Consider the following 22,347-nt stretch of genomic DNA (forward strand, 5'->3'; position numbering starts at 1 on the left):
TGGAATTGTTGACAAGAGATAAAAGTTTAGGAGAAGATAAGAGAAATAGAGGAAAAAGAAAATTAATTGGGGCTTAGTTAGTTTTTAGTATGATGTAATTCTTTTTGGTGTGTAATGGTATTTTATTGGTATTGAATTGGTTATATCTTGTTCTGGGTGAGAATATATTTCTAATTACTTGCTCTTTTTCTTTTAAATGCGATCGAATTGCTTAATAAAATCATTGCTTTTGCACTTCAAAGTCAATGCTTTTATATGCTAAAACGACTGCTTTTGTAGGCTAAAAGCAATGTTATAGTTATGTAATGGCATTACTTTAAGTGAGGGAAAGGTAATAACTCCTTTTAATAGGAGTCAGTTCGGGACAACTTTTTTGAAATGTTGTACTTCCGATATGTTTGGAATTACTCTTTTCCTTATACATTTTATCCCGAACTGGCATATTATTCTGTTTAGAAGGATAGACTTAAACCAGCTTCAACAGTTGAATACATCTTTCTAACGGGAACAATTGGAGCTGTGTCATATATGAAACGATAGGCAACATTAACACCCACCTTAGGTGTGATGTTGTATTTAAGGTCTACTGCACCTCCTATTCGTGGCTTATTAAAGTTCTTATCTGGCTTGGCTTGATGAATAGCAGTGGTGGTTAGGTTCCAATGATCGTCTATATGATGCTTGAAACTGATTGACAAATGTGTCTTAATACTACGGCTATAAGCATATAAAGGACCTGCATTAGGGGTTGGATTTTCCCACTTCTCAAATTCGTAAAAAAGTCCAGCAGTTGCAAACATGAGGAATTTTTCTTTGTTTATTAATCTATATCGTGATTGCAATCCAGTAGAAACCTTATATGTCATGCCTCGGCTTTCTGCCCATTGTGATTCAGCATAAGGATAAATTTCAAAGGCACGATTTAATAAATAACGATATTCTGCATGTACATATCCTCCGCTTACTATGATTTTCTTGCCGTAAGTAGAAAGTTCTAATTTATTAATCAAATTAATGACACGCTGATGGTTTATTAATAAATTGAGATTAGCAGTGTTCTTAAACGTAAGAATATTCTCTTTTTCGGTCTTAAAATCCAATACTGGTAATAAAGAACCTTGTATTGTCTTTGTACTGTCTATATCCATTGTAAGATTTTCAGAGAAGAGCATTTGAGAATATATTGAAAGATGAGATGCTAATATCAATAATAGTGATAAAAATATTTTCTTTTTCATATAGATGAGGGTGTTTCTGTGTTATTACATATAAAAAGTAGAGATGCATTGCTTAGGCATCCCTACATATTAACTTAATATTGTTTTTATCTTTATTTGTCAATAAATTGAATCTCTTTGTTTAATTTATTAATCTTAGTTTTGAGCTTATCTATATTTTTTTCTATCTTACTCAAATCTTTTTGGTTTTTAGCTAACTTTTTATTGATATCTTTTGTTTCTTCAAGTTTCTTAATAATGCCTTTTGCTTCCTTTACAGTGCTTGAAGGATCTGATGTGGTGAAACCCATTGTTGCAGTATTTGCGTCAGCATCAACGCTAGCAGCCTTACTAATAAGAGCGTTGTGTTCAAGGTTCTTTTTTTCTAATTCGATTTGTAGTTTATTCAGTTTGGCTGTTAATTCCAGCACTTTTTGTTGTTCTTTTAGGGTTTTGACACTTGCTATATCCTGAGAAAAACTACAAACTACGGATAATATCATTATCCCAATTAAAAATAATCTTTTCATACTTAATGCTAATTCTAAATTTGTAAAATACTAAATATACAATCTCTTTTATATACTATTTGAAGTTTGTTCGGCACAAAGGTATATATTTCCCCTGAATAAAAAATAAAAAAAGAGTTTGTGTAGAATTTATTATCATTTATTTCTTATTCTTTTTTCTTTTTTCTTTTTTCTGTGTCCAATTGAGATTGTTTACTACCTTCGCTCTTGGGTGTTTGGGGTAAGGTGTCGGGTGGTATTTCTGTTGTAGGTTTTAGCTTCTCTTGGCAACCCAAAATCATGTTGAGGATTTGTTGTTCGTGAATGTTGGGCAAGTTGTTGTCGTTATAGCTTTTAATTGATTGCTCGAAGGCATTGAGTGCCAACTGCCATTCTTCGTTAAAGAGATGGCAAAAGCCTATTCTATAATAGATATAACCCTTCTCTTTGTTGTCGGATAGGGGCAAGCCTTGCTCGAAATTGCTGAGAGCTTGTTTGTAGTTTTGCTCTTGAAAGTGACTTTCTGCGTTGATAAAATAATACACTGCTTGCTCACGAGGGGCGAAAACGATGAGCGATTGCAAAAGAGTGTCGAGCGTTTCGGTGGTTTTCTTAAAATCGTTGTCGTGATAATAGCACACAGCCATATATGCTTTAAATCGAGGATTTAAAACATATCTATTGTTGAGTTGTTCGAAAAAGAGTAGTGCCTCGTGATATTTGCTTCCTTGATAATAATCTATAGCTTTTGCTAAAAGCTCTTTATCGTTGTTTTGTTGACGTTTATTTTGTGCCAAAATGCAGGTAGGCAAGATTATGAACAAGAGGAGTGCAACAAGCTGTTTGACTCTAATGATCATTCAATTACTTGGTGTAGAAATTAATAACATCGGTTAATGCCTTGCGGCAAACAGTGCAAAAATTAGGAATGTCGTTTGCTCTCATTCGGCAATTACGTTCGCCTCGATACACACCTTTTAGCGAATAGCCTGCGCCCTCGAATGCTCCGAGTGTGTATTTTTTATTGTTGAGCGGTGTAGGTATGGGTGTTTGGGGGTCTAATAGGTTTTTCCATTTCTTGTCGAACTGCACCAATGTGGTGATATTAGGCTCCCATGGCTCAATATCTAACGGATACATGTTGAGCTGTTCTTGCTCGTATGCATACTCATCTGCTAGTCCTGCAAAGCTATGTCCAAACTCATGAACCACCACAGGCAAGAAAGATTTGTGGTTACAGCTAGATAAATTATAGAAATTAAGAATGCCACCGCCACCATATTCAGATGTGTTTACAAGTATAATAATGTGCTCGTAGGGTAAACCAGCAAGCCATTGATGAATCTTTTTAACATGAAGTGTGGTTAAATAGCGATCGCTATAAAAGGTATCGAAGCTGCTTTGTAGGGCAGTTTCTTTCCAAATGCCTTTTGAAGGGATGCTTGTTCCACTGTCTTTAGAAGGAGATTTTACTGCTATGATATTGAATTTGCTTTGCAATTCTTTAAAAGGTTCGTGAGCAAACAAAGCCTCAGTGGCTCTTTTTGCATCGTTTATAAAAGCTGGCATCTCGCTTTCTGTATAGCCTTCTGCAAGATATGCTATTTTAATACACTTATTGGTGTCGGCTGCTTGATGTATAGTTTCGAAAGGGGTGAGGTCTTTCAATCCATCTTGACGAATGAGAATGTCGTTGGGATTGATAGTGTGTGTAAACGAAATGGTTTTCTCTCGTCGATTATTAATCATGTATACTTCTACATCTACAGCCTCTTTAGGCATAGGAATAAGTAGAACATTTTCGAAACTTCTATCTACTTTCAACGCTTCGTCGTAGGTAATCCATTCTTGAAACAAGGTAGAGAACGAGTTAAGATAAATAAGTTGCTTTGTATTATGTAGGCGAACGGCTATTTGTGCGTTGCCTTCTACGGGGATTTTATTAAGATTTTGGCGTTTACCAAACCAACGTGGCGACATAGTTAGCTGGTCTAATGCTATGCTTTGTTTATGTGCATTTCCGCTGAAAGTATAGGCAATGCGAAGGGTAGAGTCGCTAAATAATTTGTTAAAGTCTTGTGCCTTAGATGTCATTGCACAGAAAATTACAACGAGGAGTAATGTAATATGTCGCATTTTGTTTGATGTTTAATAGTTACCGATTATTGTTTTACTTCGAAAATACTAATCAAAGTTGTGTTTACAAACTTAATAAAAAAAACTGAAAAGCATTGTTTTTAGTCGTGTTATATGGTGTTTTACCTCTTGTGTTGTGTGGAATTAGAGGGATTGAGTATAGAACTAGTGTTGGTGATGAGTCTTTGGGAACTATAAAAACTACCCATGTAAAGGCTTTATTGCCAGATAGAATACCTGCAAAAAACTTAAATAAACTACAATGTGTACTTGAAAAATAAATGAAAAGAACTTTATGTAATTTTTTATTACATGAACGATGTCGATTTTTTGATAAAAAATGATATCAATCTTGATAATAATAACACAAAATATTCTCACTAAAAAGGATGGTTGACAAAGAAAAGGTAAGAGAGGAGAAAAACTAAAAGAGGGTGTTTGTTATTTATGCAAAAAGAACTATCTTTGCTAGAAATTACTTGAACTTATGGATAAAGAAAAGACTTTTGATGTGATTTCTGTGGTTATACCTATTTATAATGCAGAAGATACACTTCGTGCATGTATACAAAGTGTTTTAGTACAATCTTATTTTAAGTTTGAGTTGATTTTAGTAGACGATGGTAGTATTGACAATAGTGGTACGATATGTGACGAATATGCAGACAATGATAAGATCACCATTATTCACCAACCAAATAAAGGTCGCACTGCAGCAAGATATGAAGGAGTAAAGCAAGCAAAAGGAGAATGGATAACCTTTGTTGATGCTGATGACGAATTGGAACAATATGCGCTTGCACGTTTTTCTGAACGTATTAATAACGATACCGATATTATTTTTGGAAACGGACAATCTTTATCTATACCATATAGAAAAAATATAGAGATTCATACATTCCGACACCTAGCAGTACTTGGAGAAGGAACAATTGGTGTTCCTTGGGGAAGTTTGTTTAGAAAGAAATTACTAACACCCTTTGTCTTTGACTTGCCTAAGGAACTGGAGATGGGAGAAGACTATATCTATTGGTTGAGAATGATTTTCCATACAGAGCGACCAGTTGCCATTATTAAGGAGAATCTTTACCGTAAAGGAGCAGAACATACAAGTAATGACTACCATTGGACGGCAAGCTACTGTCATTTGCTCAATGGCTTACGTATGAAATCAATACCGCAGGAACAGCAAGAAGAATTTCTTGTTGATACCATAAAAGACCGTATTGTCAACCTTTTGGCTGTTGCTCTGTGTGAACCTCGTGCAAAATGGATTCACCATTCATTTTATACAGAACTTCGGGAAGATATGAAGAAGGTTGGTGTTACTTTCACACTCAAACAGAAGTTCTTTCTTTTCCTACTCAATCATAGTCTTCGTCGATTATATATTCTACTTTCAAAGAAGATACATAGTGGAGAATAAAGTGTAGAGGTTACCTCTATCAAGACGTTCTCATTTTCTCTATTTTACAAAATGTTTGCTTACTAACAAGATAATTTATACAGGTGTTGACGAGCTCAAAAAGTTGGTAAAAGTATTGCAGAAAGAATGTAGAAGTAAATGCTTCTGCTTAGAATAATAAAACACAAAGAGCCGTATCGAAACTCATTGTTAGAGTGGGATATGGTTCTTTGAAATACTGCAGAGAAAGAATAATCTCTCAATGAAACGATGTTGCCTTTGATTTGAAGTTTTGAAATATCTCCCCATATAGGAGCTAATGGGGGAAGAAAGAGTGATAAATAGGAGGAAAATGGAATCTATTTATATGTAAGGATTATATTCTTCTTATTATAGTTGGATAATAACCTTTCCTTGTGAGTGATGTGAGGTTACATCGTTCAATGCTTCTTCGGCTTGTTCTAATGTGTAAATGTTACCTATTTCTGGGCGTATTTTGCGAGTTTTGAGAATAGCAGATGCTTTATCTGGTTGTACTACATTTGAAGTAACTCTTCAAACGAAAAGTTATATACTTACTAATAGAAAGTTTATAAATATTGTTTAATGCCTTTAGAAGCAGTGAGGTTTAGGATGAAGCTTAGAGGTTTTAAGAGAAGTGATAGTCTTAATGTATTGAAATATGAATGATATCGTTTGGTATTTGCAATTAAGGATTCTTAGACAGTACATTTTTTTATTTGCTATATGTTAAGAGGACTAGATTCTTTTCCTCTATATAATATAAATAGGTGAAACTCTTTTTGTGGTTGATTTTTCCATTTGTGAATTAAAAAAGTGCATTTTTTTTGAATTTTCTCATATAATTATTTGGTTTGTGTTATAAAAAGTTGTACTTTTGCATCCGCTTTCGAGAGTAATCTCTGTTAGCAATAAAGATAGAGTTCTTTGAATAGATTTACATAAACAGACAAGTTAGTACAAGAGTCTTGTTGTTATTTTTTTACAACAGGGTATAAATACGAACCGTTAATTGATTATTCAATAAAGGTTATAAGGATAGTCGTTCTAAGTCAGAAAACATTCTCCTTTTGGGGAATAAATATAAGAAATTTTACAATGTAGAGTTTGATCCTGGCTCAGGATGAACGCTAGCTACAGGCTTAACACATGCAAGTCGAGGGGCAGCATGTTGGTTGCTTGCAACCAATGATGGCGACCGGCGCACGGGTGAGTAACGCGTATCCAACCTACCCAATACTCAGGCATAACCCGTTGAAAGACGGACTAATTCCTGATGGTATGTATTTTTCTCATGATTTATACATTAAAGAACTTCGGTATTGGATGGGGATGCGTCTGATTAGTTTGTTGGTGAGGTAACGGCTCACCAAGACATCGATCAGTAGGGGTTCTGAGAGGAAGGTCCCCCACATTGGAACTGAGACACGGTCCAAACTCCTACGGGAGGCAGCAGTGAGGAATATTGGTCAATGGATGGAAATCTGAACCAGCCAAGTAGCGTGCAGGATGACGGCCCTATGGGTTGTAAACTGCTTTTATGTGAGAATAAAGTTAGGTATGTATACTTATTTGCATGTATCACATGAATAAGGACCGGCTAATTCCGTGCCAGCAGCCGCGGTAATACGGAAGGTCCGGGCGTTATCCGGATTTATTGGGTTTAAAGGGTGCGTAGGCCGTTTGATAAGCGTGCTGTGAAATATAGTGGCTCAACCTCTATCGTGCAGCGCGAACTGTCGAACTTGAGTGCGTAGTAGGTAGGCGGAATTCGTGGTGTAGCGGTGAAATGCTTAGATATCACGAAGAACTCCGATTGCGAAGGCAGCTTACCGTAACGTTACTGACGCTTAAGCACGAAGGTGCGGGTATCGAACAGGATTAGATACCCTGGTAGTCCGCACAGTAAACGATGGATGCTCGCTGTTGGCCTTTTATGGTCAGTGGCTTAGCGAAAGCGTTAAGCATCCCACCTGGGGAGTACGCCGGCAACGGTGAAACTCAAAGGAATTGACGGGGGCCCGCACAAGCGGAGGAACATGTGGTTTAATTCGATGATACGCGAGGAACCTTACCCGGGCTTGAACTGCAGCTGAACGATTCAGAGATGATGAGGCCCTTCGGGGCAGCTGTGGAGGTGCTGCATGGTTGTCGTCAGCTCGTGCCGTGAGGTGTCGGCTTAAGTGCCATAACGAGCGCAACCCCTTTTCTTAGTTGCCATCAGGTAATGCTGGGCACTCTGGGAATACTGCCACCGTAAGGTGTGAGGAAGGTGGGGATGACGTCAAATCAGCACGGCCCTTACGTCCGGGGCTACACACGTGTTACAATGGCGCATACAGAATGTTGGTTTCATGCAAATGAGATCTAATCTTCAAAGTGCGTCTCAGTTCGGACTGGGGTCTGCAACCCGACCCCACGAAGCTGGATTCGCTAGTAATCGCGCATCAGCCATGGCGCGGTGAATACGTTCCCGGGCCTTGTACACACCGCCCGTCAAGCCATGAAAGCCGGGGGCGCCTAAAGTCCGTGACCGCAAGGGTCGGCCTAGGGTGAAACTGGTGATTGGGGCTAAGTCGTAACAAGGTAGCCGTACCGGAAGGTGCGGCTGGAACACCTCCTTTCTGGAGACGTCTATTATTTATAGCTTTATAGGTTATATGTATTTATAATCTTGTACTTACTTACTTGTCTTGTTTACAAGGGAAAAATGATGCTGGGCAAATCATTAGCCTTGGCACTTGAACTTAACCAGAACGAAGTCCTATAGCTCAGTTGGTTAGAGCGCCACACTGATAATGTGGAGGTCGGCAGTTCAAGTCTGCCTGGGACTACCTAAGATACAAGTTAACCCTTGGGGGATTAGCTCAGCTGGCTAGAGCACCTGCCTTGCACGCAGGGGGTCAACGGTTCGAATCCGTTATTCTCCACATGTATTATGAATTTGATTCGTAATAAATAAGATCTTTGACATATTGATACAAGCAAAACTGTAGATTAAACAAGAAATCAACAGCTGAAAGTATGAGTTAATCTTTTTTTAAGATAACTAAAGTTTAGAAAGTAATTAAGGGCGCATGGCGGATGCCTTGGCTCATGGAGGCGATGAAGGACGTGATAAGCTGCGATAAGCGACGGGTAGGTGCAAATAACCTTTGATCCGTTGATTTCCGAATGGGACAACCCAATTACCATAAGGTAATTATCATATATATGATATATGAGGCGAACCGAGGGAACTGAAACATCTTAGTACCTCGAGGAAGAGAAAATAAACTAATGATTCCCTTAGTAGTGGCGAGCGAACGGGGATTAGCCCAAACCAATGTTGTATTCTGCAATGTTGGGGTTGTAGGACTACGTTGTTGTACTTGAATTGCGAGAAGAATATACTGGAAAGTGTAGCCATAGCAGGTGAAAGCCCTTTATTCGAAGCATGCCAAGACATAGTAGTATCCTGAGTAGCGCGGGACACGTGTAATCCTGTGTGAATCTGCCGGGCCCATCCGGTAAGGCTAAATACTCCCATGAGACCGATAGCGTACCAGTACCGTGAGGGAAAGGTGAAAAGAACTTCGATAAGAAGAGTGAAATAGATCCTGAACCCATGCGCCTACAAGCGGTCGGAGCATTTTATGATGTGACGGCGTGCCTTTTGCATAATGAACCTACGAGTTACCGTCACTGGCAAGGTTAATCCTCTTAAGTGGAGCAACCGCAGTGAAAGCGAGCCTTAACAGGGCGTTGAGTCAGTGGTGGTAGACGCGAAACCAAGTGATCTACACTTGTCCAGGATGAAGTTCCGGTAACACGGAATGGAGGTCCGAACCAATAAGCGTTGAAAAGCTTCTGGATGAGGTGAGTGTAGGAGTGAAAGGCCAATCAAACTTGGAGATAGCTCGTACTCCCCGAAAGGCATTTAGGTGCCGCGTACGATGATTAACGTAAGAGGTAGAGCGACCGATAGGTCAAGAGGGCTTCACCGCCTATCGAGACCTGACGAACTCCGAATGCTTACGCTTTGCAGTCGTGCAGTAAGGGGGCGGGTGCTAAGGTCCGTCCCCGAGAGGAGAAGAATCCAGACCGTCGTTTAAGGTCCCCAAATTCTGTCTAAGTTAGTCTAACGAAGTCTGGTCCCCATGACAGCCAGGATGTTGGCTTGGAAGCAGCCATTCATTTAAAGAGTGCGTAACAGCTCACTGGTCGAGGGTCCGGGCATGGATAATAATCGGGTATAAGGCAGATACCGAAGGCGCGGGATAGTATTTAAAAAAGTATCGGTAGGGGAGCATTCCATTGACGTTGAATGATATAGGACAACTATATCTGGAGTTTATGGAAAAGCAAATGTAGGTATAAGTAACGATAAGGAGGGTAAGATTCCCTCCCGCCGCAAGACCAAGGTTTCCCGGGCAATGTCAATCACCCCGGGGTTAGTCGGGTCCTAAGTCTCAGCCGAATGGCGATGGCGATGGTAGAAACGGTTAATATTCCGTTACTGCTTTAATGAGTGATGGGCAGACGAAGAAGTGACACCACCGCGAGGCGACGGAAGTCCTCGTTAAAGAGTGTAGGAGTTGATGATTGCAGGTAAATCCACAATCAGATCCGAACTTGATAGTATGGTTTTCTCCTCGGAGTAAACCAATAGTGTGGGTAATCCTGCTTCCAAGAAAATGCTCTAAACATATTGTTAAAGCACCCGTACCGTAAACGGACACACGTAGTCGGGTAGAATATACTAAGGCGTTGAGAGATTCATGGTTAAGGAACTAGGCAAATTGACCCCGTAACTTCGGGATAAGGGGTCCTCTTACTGTAATGGTATTGAGGCGCAGAGAATCGGTCCAGGCAACTGTTTAACAAAAACACAGGGCTGTGCTAACTCGAAAGATGATGTATACAGTCTGACACCTGCCCGGTGCTGGAAGGTTAAGAGGAGAGCTTATTCTTCGGAAGAAGGTTTGAATTGAAGCCCCAGTAAACGGCGGCCGTAACTATAACGGTCCTAAGGTAGCGAAATTCCTTGTCGGGTAAGTTCCGACCTGCACGAATGGTGTAATGATCTGGACACTGTCTCAACCATGATCTCAGTGAAATTGTAGTATCGGTGAAGATGCCGATTACCCGCGATGGGACGAAAAGACCCCGTGAACCTTTACTACAGCTTAGCATTGACCTTGGTCATCCGATGTGTAGGATAGGCCGGAGGCTTTGAAGGGGGTGCGCCAGCACTCTTGGAGCCATCCTTGAAATACGGCCCTTTGGCTGTCTGAGGTCTAACTCGTGATTAACGAGGACATTGTTTGGTGGGTAGTTTGACTGGGGTGGTCGCCTCCAAAAGCGTAACGGAGGCTTCCAAAGGTACCCTCAGGTCGATTGGTAACCGACCTATTAGAGTGCAATGGCATAAGGGTGCTTGACTGAGAGGCAGACATGCCGAGCAGGTAGGAAACTAGGGCATAGTGATCCGGCGGATGTGTATGGAAACTCCGTCGCTCAAAGGATAAAAGGTACTCCGGGGATAACAGGCTGATCCCCCCCAAGAGCTCATATCGACGGGGTGGTTTGGCACCTCGATGTCGGCTCGTCACATCCTGGGGCTGGAGAAGGTCCCAAGGGTTGGGCTGTTCGCCCATTAAAGTGGCACGCGAGCTGGGTTCAGAACGTCGTGAGACAGTTCGGTCTCTATCTATCGCGGGCGTTGGAGTTTTGCGTGGAGCCGTCACTAGTACGAGAGGACCGTGATGGACAGACCTCCGGTTTACCAGTTGTTCCGCCAGGGGCACCGCTGGGTATCCGAGTCTGGTTTGGATAAGCGCTGAAAGCATCTAAGTGCGAAGCCATCCGCAAGATTAGAACTCCTTTGAGGGTCGTTGTAGACGACGACGTTGATAGGGTGTAGGTGTAAAGACAGTGATGTCAAAGCCGAGCACTACTAATTGCCCAAAGCTTTCAGACACAGATTATTTTCATCCGTTTTGATTTATTTAATCATACATTTTGCTTGTAGATATGTTATAGATGTTATAAAGAAATATCAGGCGGTTATAGCGGTGGTGTTCCACCTCTTCCCATTCCGAACAGAGAAGTTAAGCCCACTTGCGCCGATGGTACTGCAATGCAATGCGGGAGAGTAGGTAGCTGCCTTTTTTATTAAAGAGAGTTTAATTGAGTAATCAGTTAAGCTCTCTTTTTTGTTTAATAGGTTTTATTAAACACTAATTTAGCTACGAATTAAACCTAAAGAACAGGATGGAAATTACCACTACGACTACGAGGATACGAAGAGAAAATTCTAAAGCATGACTATACCAATGATGAGAATGAAAACTATTACATTGTTCGTGTGCGTTCTTGCTGATAAATAAATCCTATTCATGTCTCACAAGAGAATTAAAGATTAAAGACTGAAGAGTTCGAAAAGCCTTATTACTGCTTGTGTAATTCGAAATAATTTCCGAAATTTGTGAATGCAAAGTTCCTTTTTGTTATTATTTTTTACTTATATAACGATAAAAAGTATGGGTTTACGCACTTTTTTAGGACACTAGCTTTGTAATATTTTTTATACCTTTGCAACGAAAAAAAACGATAGCCTATGAGCAAATAAACAGACAAAAGGCATATAGATAAAAAGTGTTAGCTTGCATTCTTGTTCTTGAAATTTGCCAAATAAATTAAAGAGCCATGAGAGTAAAAGTTGATGCTCACGTTAAACGGCGTGAGCTCTTACTCGTTAAAGTGGGGTAGGTGTTTGGCGGATGCCTCCAGAACGGAAGCGAAGTAATCAGTCCATGCTTTTTATTTGTCTATATCACCCACTTTTAAGGACTAAATAACAAATCATAAATGTAAAAAAATAAAAATAATGAAGAAAAATCTAACAATGTCCTTCCTTGTCGTAGCGGTGATGGGCACAATACTAACTGTCCTATCTTGTAGCAAGGGCGACAACGAACCCGAAACCGTCGCTGTGGTAAATCCTCAAAAAGTATTTATGAGTGGATTGCCCAAGAGTGTAGCGGGCATGACCATTCAGACAAACGAAAAAGGACAAATCATATCCATGAAGTCTGCAGACAAAAATATTATATTCAAGTACACAGAAGCGGTGACACGCTCTATAGCCCCGTCTCCAGATGTCATCATGACTGTAACGGGAAGGGATATCAACAAAGTTGTCTGCAACCTGTATCTTAATAAAGATGGATATGTCCTGAAATGCGATAAAATAGACTACTACTACGAAGACAGACCAGAAACCAACCATATGTATAATTTTTCATACGACCGTGACGGGCATCTCGTAGAGGCCACCATCAAGGGCGGAGAAGAGGTCTGGAGTTGGATATACGAAAACGGGGATATCACAAGAGTAGAAAGGACTGATCATGGCGAGAAGGACGATGAACCTTGGAAACTCTATTACACATCCGCGAGTCATTTGTCTCCCATCGTTAACAAAGGTTACCTGATGCTGTTTAACGAAAATATACCGGCAGACCTTAACGAACTATCCTTTGCTTACTTTGCAGGTATGCTCGGTACATCAACCAAGCATCTGTCTCTCCGTGTTGTAACAGGGGGGGGGGAAAGTAATTTCAGCTGGACACTGAATGAATCAAGATACCCAACTTCACTGAAGTTCATAAATCACAGAGGCAGAACTGAAAACTACTCATTTGTTTGGTAAGCAAGTAGATAGAACCATCCACAATCCTATGCATAGGAGCATTCTATTAAAAGCTGGCGACCTCCAACAGAAGAACTCGTCAGCTTTTTTCTGACTGCACGACGGCTTTCTTCATAGTTGCAATATCGTTGTAAATATAATGGGTGAATTGTTTGCACAATACCGTATTTATCACTATCTTCGTAATTAGAGAGAAATATTTCGGTACTCTTCTAAAAGTGTGTAAGATAAAATTTCTTTTCTTCGTTTATTATTCATATTTCTTTGTTGTTGTTCCAAAATTTCCATTGATGAATTTTCCTTGTGTATGTTGTTTTTGTTCCTTCCATCTCTACACTTGCTAAGAGCAAAAGTGCTGACTTATTTGATTGTATTGAACTTCTCATTTTTATTGTTCTCTTGTATTTTCTATTGAGTCTTTCAATCCAATTTGTCGTATATGCACCTTTGTACTTGTATTGGAAAGATCATATAAGTAAAGTAAGCGATGTTTCGATCGGCCTTATACTTTTTCAATATTGGGTATTTCTTTTCCCATTTGGCTACAAAAGTAATAAATTGTTCATATCCCAACTAAGATTTCATCTCTTTGTTTTCTAAAGGAAAGACCTCATTAAGTTCTTCTGCCATCTGTGGTTTATCTTTATGTGAGACACAATTTAGTATTTGTCGCTTAATATGAGCTACGCAAAACTGATGAGATGCCTTGGGGAAAGTTGCACAAACAGCATTTTCTATTCCTTGAAGTGCATCAGATACTACTAAGTCTATTTGAGCAACTCCTCGTTCTTTCAGCATTTCAAGCTCTTCCTTCCAGCATATAGCTCCCTCACTGGGATTTGTAATTGTGTAAGTTCCATTATTTCTTTATTTTAATGTTTCCAAATACAAAGATAAGAAAAATATGGGCTTACACATTTTTTAAAGACAGTACCTCCATATGTCCTTATAAACGTAACTAATGTTGCAATATATATAAGGAAGAAAGAAGAGACATTCTTTTTATTACAAGGTGTTCCTCTAAAGTAGTCTATCCTAGACTTACTTGTTAAACCGATTTTATTCGCTTCTAAAGCCTATTTTTTTTATTCTGTGTAACCCTCATTCGTGCAGAGTAACCATCTTAAAGAGGGAATAAAATGAGACAGAAGCGATATAAACGATGTGTTGATAGGATATAGATATATGTAAACAGAAAATCAAAAGGTCTATAAGCAACTAAAATACCAGTGTAGGTAAAAGTAAGGGACAAAAATAAAACTAGGAATAACCATTGTTGGCTATCCCTAGTTGCGTTGTATCTTTGATAAAGATAGGCTTTGTGTTTCTTAGAATCTCACTTGAAGATTACTGAAACATTCGCCCAGTTTCTTTAAGAAATGACGACCTGTAGCTGCTGCTATAAGCTTCTTATTGAAAGGATAGAGCGAATATTTTTCTTGAGTTGGATAGAACTCAGTGCATAACTCCAATTCTCTAGTTCCCGATTCGCTTGGAATAGAGAGTGTAAAGAAAGCCGCATTTTTGATCAATTGTTTGCTTGCTGCTTGATTCTCTTTAGGGAAGATCTTAGCATTAGCTAAGCGGTCATTGTCAAAAAGATAGTGATTTTTTACCTCATCATCTTTGTCAAGCTCAATAACGTGTAAGCCGTCTTCGGCTAAAAATAAAGGAGTTGCAACATAAACAGTTCTAAATTTCACCATACCCAATGTAAGTAAGCTATACAGATAGTTTTTTACACCATTCTTCATGTGCTCTTTTGTGTCAGGAGCGTGAAATAAACAACTTACAGCAATAAGTTTTTTGCCATTTAAATGCTTTATGTAGTCTCCCATTTCTGACGTATAGAACTCTTTAATTTCTTGTTCGCTTGTGTTCTTAATGCGGTTATCTAAGTCTTCTATAGTACCTTTAGCACTAAAGAACTTGCTGTAGAGAAAACTAAAAGAGAATGCTACTACGATAAATACTGCAATAATGATAATTTGAGTTGTTGGCATAATAATAAATGTTTTATGTTAAGTTTATAATTTTATTGGTTCTTTTATTTCATCTTCGGTCTTGATGAAAGGAATTCCTAAGACAAATGCGAGTACTAGGAACAATACAGCCTTGCCACCCCAGCGTTTATACCAGCCAATTTTTGTCAATTTTTCTTTGTTAAGACCTTTTTCTTTAAGATATTCGTCCAAGAACTTTTTTTGTTCAGTTGTTGTTGGCTCGTAAATCATATCGTTTTCTGCATCGTAAAAAACAAGTTTTGGCTCGTTAACAACATAAAGAGGAAGAATGTAAGCGATGTCAAATAGCTTGTAGTAACGTGCAATATCCAATTTTACATCATCTTGATAGATACTGTCTTTTTCAGGAGTTCGATAAACAACATCTACGATTTCACGAGTGCCTACAGGGATTTTAGCTCTTGCTTCACTCTTATTTGGCATAAAAAGGAAAAGAAGTGTTAACACCAAAGCATAACAAAAAAAATGTGTATTCTTTTTCATTTGTTCTTTGTGTATAAAACATGAAACTTAATTTTATTTGTACAAATATAATAAAAATAATAAGATTTTCTATACGAATCTGGTATTTTTGTATTGTTTTTTTTTTTTTGTATTTTTAATAAAACGCCAATATTGTTAATGAGTACTTTATTAGAGGAAGACAAAGACTGATATTTAGGAGAATAGAAGGGTATTTTCATCGTCTTGTATACTGAAAATACTTATCTTTCTCAGATGACACACGTAGGTATTAGTGCGGTTATATGAACTTAAAACGTAGTTCAGGGCACTTTTAAAAATAGGTTTCCATCACTTCATACAAAGAATAAGAATCCCATTTGCCCACATAAGATGGCACAGCTTGTGCAAAACTTACATGAGGATTTTGCATCATCAACAAGCTTGGAGAGGTCTTTGCAAATCATTTTTTCGGCAAACCATAGCATTCCTTCATTCTTTTGGTCAAACTCTTCGAGGCAAATTGTTTAGCCTTTATAAAAGTAACAATATTCAAGTAATCGGTTGTAGGTCATAATTGTCTGTGTTAGTACGTTATTTTATTGATATGTAAAGATACAAAAAAATGATTGAAAGCAGAACAGACAGCTACCAATAAAACAATTTCTTGATGCATTACGAACAATAATTGTTCTTACTTTTGAAGAACATTCTTTCCCTTTCATTCCTTTCAAACATTCTTTGTCTTCTCACATAGTAAAGCATAGGTATTTAAGTGTTGCTTTTCTTTAATGTAAAAGCAGTCGTTTTGACCTTAAAAAGCAATGCTATTGTATGTTAAAAGCATTGAGTTTACTGTGTGATTGCATCGAGTTTATAAGAAAGGACAAAGGCAATTGGATAAGAAGCTAAACAAATTAGTTTTGAATCTCGTTAAATATAGAGTGTAGGGTTAGGGCATTCTGCTCTAAATAGTGGTTCCTAACGATTTGAATAAGATGAATTCGCTCGCTGTAAGTTGTCTATTAAAGGGGGAGAGGAATAGGTTTTGCTCCACTGATTAATTCTTTCTCTTTGTAGATGTTTTGGTGGTTACAGAGTCTTTACATCTTTATTGTAAGGTGCTCCAAGGGTTTTTGAGGTGAATGGGTAATCTGCTTGAAGAAAAAGAAAAGGCGATGTAAAATGCGAATGGTTAGCAGTTGCCTATAAAAGAAGAAGGAGATGCTATTTAATTGTTATAGCATCTCCTTTTAATTGTCTTCTGTGCATTGTTTATTTGCACCTTTTCTAGGTTTGTTTATCTGCCTTTCAATGCTTCACAAACAATGGTGTTGTGTTGAAATAGTAGGGCAAGTAAAAGCTATTTATTAGAATTCTGCGCTCTTAGGAGTACGTGGGAAAGGAATAACGTCACGGATATTCTGCATTCCTGTTACGAAAAGAATAAGACGTTCGAAGCCCAATCCGAATCCACCATGAGGACAACTTCCGTATTTGCGTGTATCAAGATACCACCACATATCCTTCATTGGTATTCCTCTTGTTTCGATTTCGTTCACCAACTTGTCGTAGCTTTCTTCACGAACACTACCTCCAATGATCTCACCAATTTGTGGGAAGAGCACGTCTGTACCTTGAACTGTTTTACCATCTTCGTTGATCTTCATATAGAAAGCCTTGATGTCTTTTGGATAGTCGCACATAATAACAGGCTTTTTGAAGTAGTGTTCAACTAGATAACGCTCGTGTTCGCTGGCAAGGTCCATGCCCCATGACACTGGGAATTCGAACTTATGTCCTTCTTTCACAGCCTTTTCGAGTAGCTCGATACCTTCAGTATAAGTCAAACGAACGAAGTCTTCTTTCACAACTCCTTCTAGACGTTCTAACAATGTCTTGTCAACCATCTTGTTTAAGAACTCTAAGTCTTCCTTACAATGTTCTAAAGCCCAACGCACACAATGCTTAATAAAGTCCTCTTCAAGGTCCATCAACTCATTTAAGTCAATGAAAGCCACCTCTGGTTCAATCATCCAAAACTCAGCAAGGTGACGTGGAGTGTTTGAGTTTTCAGCACGGAATGTAGGACCAAAGGTATAGATTTGTCCTAAAGCAGTTGCACCTAATTCACCTTCAAGTTGTCCTGATACAGTTAAAGAGGTCATCTTTCCGAAGAAATCATCATTATAAGTGATGTGTCCTTCGTCGTCTTTCTTCAAGTCATAGAGGTTCTTTGTGGTTACTTGGAACATCTCTCCAGCTCCTTCTGCATCGCTTGCAGTGATGATAGGAGTGTGGAAATAGTAGAAACCATGCTCGTGGAAATATTGGTGAATGGCAATTGCCATGTTGTGACGAATACGCATTACTGCTCCGAAAGAATTGGTACGAAGACGTAAGTGTGCGTGTTGACGCATGTATTCGAATGTTTGTCCTTTCTTTTGCATTGGGTAATCGCTTCCGCAAAGACCATATATTTCGATGCTCTTACCAAGAATTTCGACGTTTTGTCCGCTACCTTGACTTTCTACAAGTTCACCAACGACGCTGATACAAGAACCTGTTGTAATTTGTTTAAGTAGTGACTCGTCGAACGCTGTGGGATCGATTACGATTTGAATGCTGTTGATTGTTGAACCATCATATAAGGCAATGAAGTCTACAGCCTTACTGCTTCGGTGTGTTCTAACCCAACCTTTTACATTTACAGTTGCGCCAAAGTCGGTTCTTTTGAGTGCTTCTGCAACCTTTGTTCTTTTAATTTTTTCCATCTTTTGTATAACTTGTGCCTTTAAAACCATAGCTATTAAAAGTTATATGACTATGGTTAGGATATAAAAAGATAGATGTTTACCTTTGATACAAATTGTGTTTCTTCCTTTGTTGAAAGGTATTCACGTTATCGTATGGTGTCGAACATCTATCTTTTTGTCGCAATAGATAATTTAAATAATTATTATTGATGTTATATTTGTTCTTGAATTATTCGAAAGCTCCCATGCGAAGGATGTCAACTTCTTTCTCTGTTAAGAAACGCCAGTCGCCTCTTCTTAGGTTTTTCTTAGTTAAACCAGCAAACTGAACACGATCTAGTTTGATTACTCTGTAGCCTAAGTGTTCGAAAATTCTACGTACGATACGATTCTTTCCACTATGGATTTCGATTCCAACTTGTTTCTTATCTTCCTCATTTGCATAAGCAATCTCGTCTGCATGTATCTCTCCGTCTTCTAGTTCGATACCTTCTGCAATCTTTTGAAGATCTTCTTGAGCAACTGGTTTATCGAGGAACACGTGGTATACCTTTTTCTTTAAGAACTTAGGATGTGTAAGTTTACTTGCAAGGTCGCCATCGTTGGTGAGCAATAGCACACCTGTTGTGTTGCGGTCTAAACGTCCCACAGGGTAAATACGTTCAGGACAAGCATTCTTTACAAGGTCTAAAACAGTTTTGCGTTGTTGTGGATCATCGCTTGTTGTAACACAGTCTTTTGGCTTATTGATAAGAATATATACTTTCTTTTCTAGTGAAACGAGGTTATCTCCAAACTTTACTTCGTCTGTTCTCATCACCTTTGTTCCTAATTCCGTAACTACTTGTCCATTAACAGTTACACTTCCTGCTTGTATGTATTCGTCTGCTTCACGGCGAGAGCATACACCTGCGTTAGCAAGGAACTTATTAAGACGTACTGGAAGTGTTGGATCTATATGGTCTTCACGATACTCAATTCGCTTTTTAAGACTATATTTTGCATTTGGATCGTATCCTGGAGTACGTTGACGTTGATTTTGTTGTCTGTAACCAGGGTTGTATCCTTGGCGTGGTTGATATCCTCTGTAGCCTTGATAACCACCTTGTTGTTGATATCCACCTTGGTTTTCGCCTTGGTTATAGTGTGGGCGATAACCTTGTTGTTGGTAACCTTGGTTGCCATAATTTGGTCTTTGTTGATATCCACCTTGTTGTCTTGCTTGGTAGCCTTGTTGTTGACGAGGTTGATATCCGCCTTGTTGGCGTGGTTGATAACCTTGTTGACGAGGTTGATAACCGCCCTGATTTTGTGAATACATAGAGCGATTGTCTCCATTGTCACCATAATGTGACTGATAACCTTGTTGTTGACGTGGCTGATAGCCGTTTTGGTTAACTCGTGGACGATAAGGTCTTTGATATTGTTGACGTCCATTTCCTCCTTGAAGATTTGCTCCAAAGCCTTCTGGACGGAAGCCTTCATTATCGTTATTTACTTGTTGGCTGCTATAAGCAGGACGTGAACCAATTCTTGGGCGTTGTGAAACTCCATTACTGCTATTATACTCTCTCTGGTAGTTATCTTGTATTCTACCATAGCCTTCACGGCTGTTCAGCTGTTGTTCTGTGGTTCCTTCAGATTGATTTTTTTCTAATTCTGTGTTCATTGTAATCTGTTTTTTTAGCCTCACGGCTTGTTAATTAATTTGTTATTAAATTTATTATAATTGTATTAAATAGTTCTTTATAAACCCGTATAATTGCTTGGGGTAATTGATTTTAATTCGGCTTTAACTTTATCACTAACATTTAGAGTGTCAATAAATTCGCTTATTGTTTCTTGTGTTATTCCGACATTAGTTCTTGTTAGCTGTTTAAGAGCTTCATAAGGGTGTGGATATCCTTCTCTTCTCAATATAGTTTGAATAGCTTCGGCAACAACTGCCCAAGTATTATCGAGGTCTTGTGCTATTGCTACTTCGTTTAAGATAAGCTTGCGGAGTCCTTTTAAGGTGCTTTGAATTGCAATTAATCCATGAGCAAAAGGCATACCTACATTGCGAAGTACTGTTGAATCGGTTAAGTCACGTTGTAAACGGCTTACAGGTAGTTTCCTTCCTAAGAATTGTAGCAATGCATTTGCAATTCCAAGATTACCTTCACTGTTTTCAAAGTCGATAGGATTCACCTTATGTGGCATTGCACTTGAACCCACTTCGCCTGCTTTAATCTTTTGTTTAAAGTATTCCATCGAGATATACATCCATATATCACGATTAAAGTCTATAAGAATGGTGTTTATTCTGCGCATAGCATCGAACAAAGCACTCATGTTATCGTAGTTACTTATTTGTGTAGTAAATTGCTCTCGTTGTAGCCCTAGGATATCATTTACGAACACATTGCCAAACGTTTGCCATTTATAGTCTGGATAAGCAACGTGGTGTGCGTTGTAGTTTCCTGTTGCTCCACCGAACTTAGCCGATAGCTTCACTTGTTTTAAGCTGTCGAGCTGTTCTTTTAAGCGATATTCATACACCTTAAACTCTTTACCTAAGCGAGTAGGAGAGGCAGGTTGCCCGTGTGTTTTTGCCAACATTGGCACGCTACACCACTCGTCTGCATAGTGTGATATTTGATGAATTAACTCTTCAATAGCTGGATAATAAACATTCTCTAATGCTTCTTTTATCGACAACGGGATACTTGTGTTGTTGATATCTTGTGATGTTAAGCCAAAATGAATGAACTCTTTATATTCGTCCAATCCTCCTATAGCGTCAAATTGTTCTTTGATGTAATATTCAACAGCTTTAACATCATGATTAGTAACCTTTTCTATTTCTTTTACACGTAAAGCAGCCTGCTCATCGAAATAGCGATAAATGCCTCTCAACTTGCCATAAACTTCTTTGTCAACGTTTTTTAATTGGGGTAAAGGAAGTTCGCAAAGTGCAATGAAATATTCAATTTCAACTCTTATTCTGTAGCGAATTAGTGCATATTCTGAAAAATAATCCGCAAATACTTTTGTTTTTTCTCTATATCTACCATCAACAGGTGATATTGCAGTCAATAAGTTTAGATCCATCAATACACATTATTTATTAGATTACAAAAATACAAATTTTCTTGAGTTTATAAATATTTTATTTGCAAAAAAATCATTTTATGCTAATAAAAAAAAGGTAAGTTGGATAATTCATAGAATTTATTATTGGTCAAAATTATGTTAGAAAAACAATAAAAAGACGCTTCTAATACGGATTTTGAGAAAAATGAACATCTTTAAAATATCAACCTATATCTAAGGAGTAAAGCGAATGTTATTGTATGTTAAGTTATTTCTTTTGTAAACTCAATGCAATTACACTGTAAACTCAATGCTTTTGCATGGTAATTGCATTGCTTTTGGAGTGTAAAAGAATTGTAATTGTGTTTACGAAAAATGAAAGTTGATTTTTTATTGTATTGCAGTGTAAAAGTACAACGAGTGCATTATAAACTGAAAGAAATGGGATCTTCTGAAAAAGTAGGCGATAATTTCAGCAATCTTTAAGTTAGATTTTCTCAATATATAAGTTTTTTTATCTCATAAAAAATGAATAAATTCTTCTTTTTCTTTGAGATTAAATAATTAAGTCTATAGAAAATAAAAAGAAAGTGGATTGTTTTTGAGAAAAATATCCTTACAAAGTAAAAATAAAAAGCTACACTATCGAGTCAAGTTGTTTCTTCAATTCTTTTAGTTCATCACGCAAATTAATCATCGTTTCCAAAATATCTGCGCTCTTGTCAACATTCTTTCTGTTTTCGTTTAACATCTTTCTTGCGGCTGCAAGCTTAAATCCTCGAACCTTAACAAGGTTATAAATCACCTTAATTTGCTCTATATCTTTCTCTGTATATTGCCTAACATTCTTACTGTTTGTCTTGGGCTTGAGATAAGGAAACTCGCTTTCCCAATAGCGAAGGGTACTTTCGTTAATGTCAAACATCTTTGCTACTTCGCCAATAGAGTAGTAAAGCTTTAGGTTTTTATTCATATTCAGAGCCATAATACGATGCTTTTTGTTAAACAAAAACTAATTTATTTGCAAAAATACTCAAACTTAGGTATCTTTGCAAAACTTTTAATAG

Annotated in this window: 14 protein-coding genes, 2 tRNA genes and 3 rRNA genes; 7 read left to right on the forward strand and 12 right to left on the reverse strand. The window is 38.2% G+C overall.

Annotation, left to right across the window (positions count from 1 at the left end):
• Positions 1 to 452: 452 nt before the first annotated feature.
• The 4 genes from HMPREF0669_RS00120 to HMPREF0669_RS00135 form a co-directional block, all read right to left on the reverse strand.
• Positions 453 to 1,238 (reverse strand): DUF481 domain-containing protein, encoded by a 786-nt coding sequence (locus HMPREF0669_RS00120; RefSeq protein WP_009228725.1) that lies wholly within the window; start codon positions 1,236 to 1,238, stop codon positions 453 to 455.
• Between the two features lie 92 nt (positions 1,239 to 1,330).
• Complete coding sequence (locus HMPREF0669_RS00125; protein ID WP_009228726.1) at positions 1,331 to 1,747, reverse strand: hypothetical protein; 417 nt, start codon at positions 1,745 to 1,747, stop codon at positions 1,331 to 1,333.
• Between the two features lie 146 nt (positions 1,748 to 1,893).
• Complete coding sequence (locus HMPREF0669_RS00130; RefSeq protein WP_232236447.1) at positions 1,894 to 2,523, reverse strand: M48 family metallopeptidase; 630 nt, start codon at positions 2,521 to 2,523, stop codon at positions 1,894 to 1,896.
• 67 nt (positions 2,524 to 2,590) lie between these two features.
• Positions 2,591 to 3,862, reverse strand: coding sequence for a M64 family metallopeptidase (locus HMPREF0669_RS00135; protein WP_009228728.1), 1,272 nt, complete (start codon positions 3,860 to 3,862; stop codon positions 2,591 to 2,593).
• A 487-nt stretch (positions 3,863 to 4,349) separates the two neighbouring features.
• Between HMPREF0669_RS00135 and HMPREF0669_RS00140 the strand changes: the two genes are divergently transcribed.
• Positions 4,350 to 5,288, forward strand: coding sequence for a glycosyltransferase family 2 protein (locus HMPREF0669_RS00140; protein ID WP_020967858.1), 939 nt, complete (start codon positions 4,350 to 4,352; stop codon positions 5,286 to 5,288).
• A gap of 369 nt (positions 5,289 to 5,657) precedes the next feature.
• Here the strand turns inward: HMPREF0669_RS00140 and HMPREF0669_RS10530 are convergent, their stop codons facing one another.
• Positions 5,658 to 5,780: a zinc-binding dehydrogenase gene (locus HMPREF0669_RS10530; protein ID WP_084704711.1), complete on the reverse strand. Its 123-nt coding sequence runs from the start codon at positions 5,778 to 5,780 to the stop codon at positions 5,658 to 5,660.
• 603 nt (positions 5,781 to 6,383) lie between these two features.
• Here HMPREF0669_RS10530 and HMPREF0669_RS00145 point away from each other — a divergent pair.
• The 6 genes from HMPREF0669_RS00145 (at position 6,384) to HMPREF0669_RS09950 (ending at position 12,984) form a co-directional block, all read left to right on the forward strand.
• Positions 6,384 to 7,912 (forward strand): 16S ribosomal RNA (locus HMPREF0669_RS00145).
• Between the two features lie 136 nt (positions 7,913 to 8,048).
• Positions 8,049 to 8,122, forward strand: a tRNA-Ile gene (locus HMPREF0669_RS00150).
• Between the two features lie 22 nt (positions 8,123 to 8,144).
• Positions 8,145 to 8,218 (forward strand) — tRNA-Ala (locus tag HMPREF0669_RS00155).
• 126 nt (positions 8,219 to 8,344) lie between these two features.
• A 23S ribosomal RNA gene (locus HMPREF0669_RS00160) occupies positions 8,345 to 11,250 on the forward strand.
• A gap of 78 nt (positions 11,251 to 11,328) precedes the next feature.
• Positions 11,329 to 11,441 (forward strand): 5S ribosomal RNA (gene rrf / locus HMPREF0669_RS00165).
• Together the 16S, 23S and 5S rRNA genes with 2 tRNA genes alongside form the textbook arrangement of a ribosomal RNA operon.
• 718 nt (positions 11,442 to 12,159) lie before the next feature.
• Positions 12,160 to 12,984: a DUF4595 domain-containing protein gene (locus HMPREF0669_RS09950; RefSeq protein ID WP_009229027.1), complete on the forward strand. Its 825-nt coding sequence runs from the start codon at positions 12,160 to 12,162 to the stop codon at positions 12,982 to 12,984.
• A 573-nt stretch (positions 12,985 to 13,557) separates the two neighbouring features.
• On the opposite strand, the gene HMPREF0669_RS10375 is transcribed toward HMPREF0669_RS09950, so the two are convergent.
• From HMPREF0669_RS10375 to HMPREF0669_RS00210, 7 genes are all read right to left on the reverse strand, one after another.
• Positions 13,558 to 13,782 (reverse strand): transposase, encoded by a 225-nt coding sequence (locus HMPREF0669_RS10375; RefSeq protein ID WP_009229026.1) that lies wholly within the window; start codon positions 13,780 to 13,782, stop codon positions 13,558 to 13,560.
• 530 nt (positions 13,783 to 14,312) lie between these two features.
• The gene (locus HMPREF0669_RS00185; RefSeq protein WP_009229025.1) at positions 14,313 to 14,987 is read right to left on the reverse strand and encodes a hypothetical protein; all 675 of its coding nucleotides are present in this window, start codon (positions 14,985 to 14,987) and stop codon (positions 14,313 to 14,315) included.
• 24 nt (positions 14,988 to 15,011) lie between these two features.
• Entirely contained in the window at positions 15,012 to 15,491 is a 480-nt protein-coding gene (locus HMPREF0669_RS00190) for a hypothetical protein (protein ID WP_009229024.1), read from the reverse strand.
• Between the two features lie 1,328 nt (positions 15,492 to 16,819).
• Positions 16,820 to 18,223, reverse strand: a complete 1,404-nt coding sequence (gene asnS, locus HMPREF0669_RS00195; RefSeq protein WP_009229023.1) for an asparagine--tRNA ligase — start codon at positions 18,221 to 18,223, stop codon at positions 16,820 to 16,822.
• Positions 18,224 to 18,434: 211 nt separating this feature from the next.
• Positions 18,435 to 19,874 (reverse strand): pseudouridine synthase, encoded by a 1,440-nt coding sequence (locus HMPREF0669_RS00200; RefSeq protein ID WP_009229022.1) that lies wholly within the window; start codon positions 19,872 to 19,874, stop codon positions 18,435 to 18,437.
• A 77-nt stretch (positions 19,875 to 19,951) separates the two neighbouring features.
• Positions 19,952 to 21,298 carry an adenylosuccinate lyase gene (gene purB / locus HMPREF0669_RS00205; protein WP_009229021.1) on the reverse strand — a complete coding sequence of 449 codons (1,347 nt, stop codon included), beginning with the start codon at positions 21,296 to 21,298 and terminating at the stop codon, positions 19,952 to 19,954.
• 619 nt (positions 21,299 to 21,917) lie between these two features.
• Positions 21,918 to 22,265 (reverse strand): MerR family transcriptional regulator, encoded by a 348-nt coding sequence (locus tag HMPREF0669_RS00210; protein ID WP_009229020.1) that lies wholly within the window; start codon positions 22,263 to 22,265, stop codon positions 21,918 to 21,920.
• Positions 22,266 to 22,347: the final 82 nt, after the last annotated feature.

This window comes from Prevotella sp. oral taxon 299 str. F0039 (genome assembly GCF_000163055.2).
In the GTDB taxonomy this organism is placed as follows: domain Bacteria; phylum Bacteroidota; class Bacteroidia; order Bacteroidales; family Bacteroidaceae; genus Prevotella.

Bases quoted from the DNA above. Each gene is read 5' to 3' on its own strand.
- HMPREF0669_RS00120 (WP_009228725.1), bottom strand. From the start codon at position 1,238: ATGAAAAAGAAAATATTTTTATCACTATTATTGATATTAGCATCTCAT.
- HMPREF0669_RS00125 (WP_009228726.1), bottom strand. From the start codon at position 1,747: ATGAAAAGATTATTTTTAATTGGGATAATGATATTATCCGTAGTTTGT.
- HMPREF0669_RS00200 (WP_009229022.1), bottom strand. From the start codon at position 19,874: ATGAACACAGAATTAGAAAAAAATCAATCTGAAGGAACCACAGAACAA.
- HMPREF0669_RS10375 (WP_009229026.1), bottom strand. From the start codon at position 13,782: ATGCTGAAAGAACGAGGAGTTGCTCAAATAGACTTAGTAGTATCTGAT.
- HMPREF0669_RS09950 (WP_009229027.1), top strand. From the start codon at position 12,160: ATGAAGAAAAATCTAACAATGTCCTTCCTTGTCGTAGCGGTGATGGGC.
- HMPREF0669_RS00140 (WP_020967858.1), top strand. From the start codon at position 4,350: ATGGATAAAGAAAAGACTTTTGATGTGATTTCTGTGGTTATACCTATT.
- HMPREF0669_RS00135 (WP_009228728.1), bottom strand. From the start codon at position 3,862: ATGCGACATATTACATTACTCCTCGTTGTAATTTTCTGTGCAATGACA.
- asnS (WP_009229023.1), bottom strand. From the start codon at position 18,223: ATGGAAAAAATTAAAAGAACAAAGGTTGCAGAAGCACTCAAAAGAACC.
- HMPREF0669_RS00190 (WP_009229024.1), bottom strand. From the start codon at position 15,491: ATGAAAAAGAATACACATTTTTTTTGTTATGCTTTGGTGTTAACACTT.
- HMPREF0669_RS00185 (WP_009229025.1), bottom strand. From the start codon at position 14,987: ATGCCAACAACTCAAATTATCATTATTGCAGTATTTATCGTAGTAGCA.
- purB (WP_009229021.1), bottom strand. From the start codon at position 21,298: ATGGATCTAAACTTATTGACTGCAATATCACCTGTTGATGGTAGATAT.
- HMPREF0669_RS00210 (WP_009229020.1), bottom strand. From the start codon at position 22,265: ATGGCTCTGAATATGAATAAAAACCTAAAGCTTTACTACTCTATTGGC.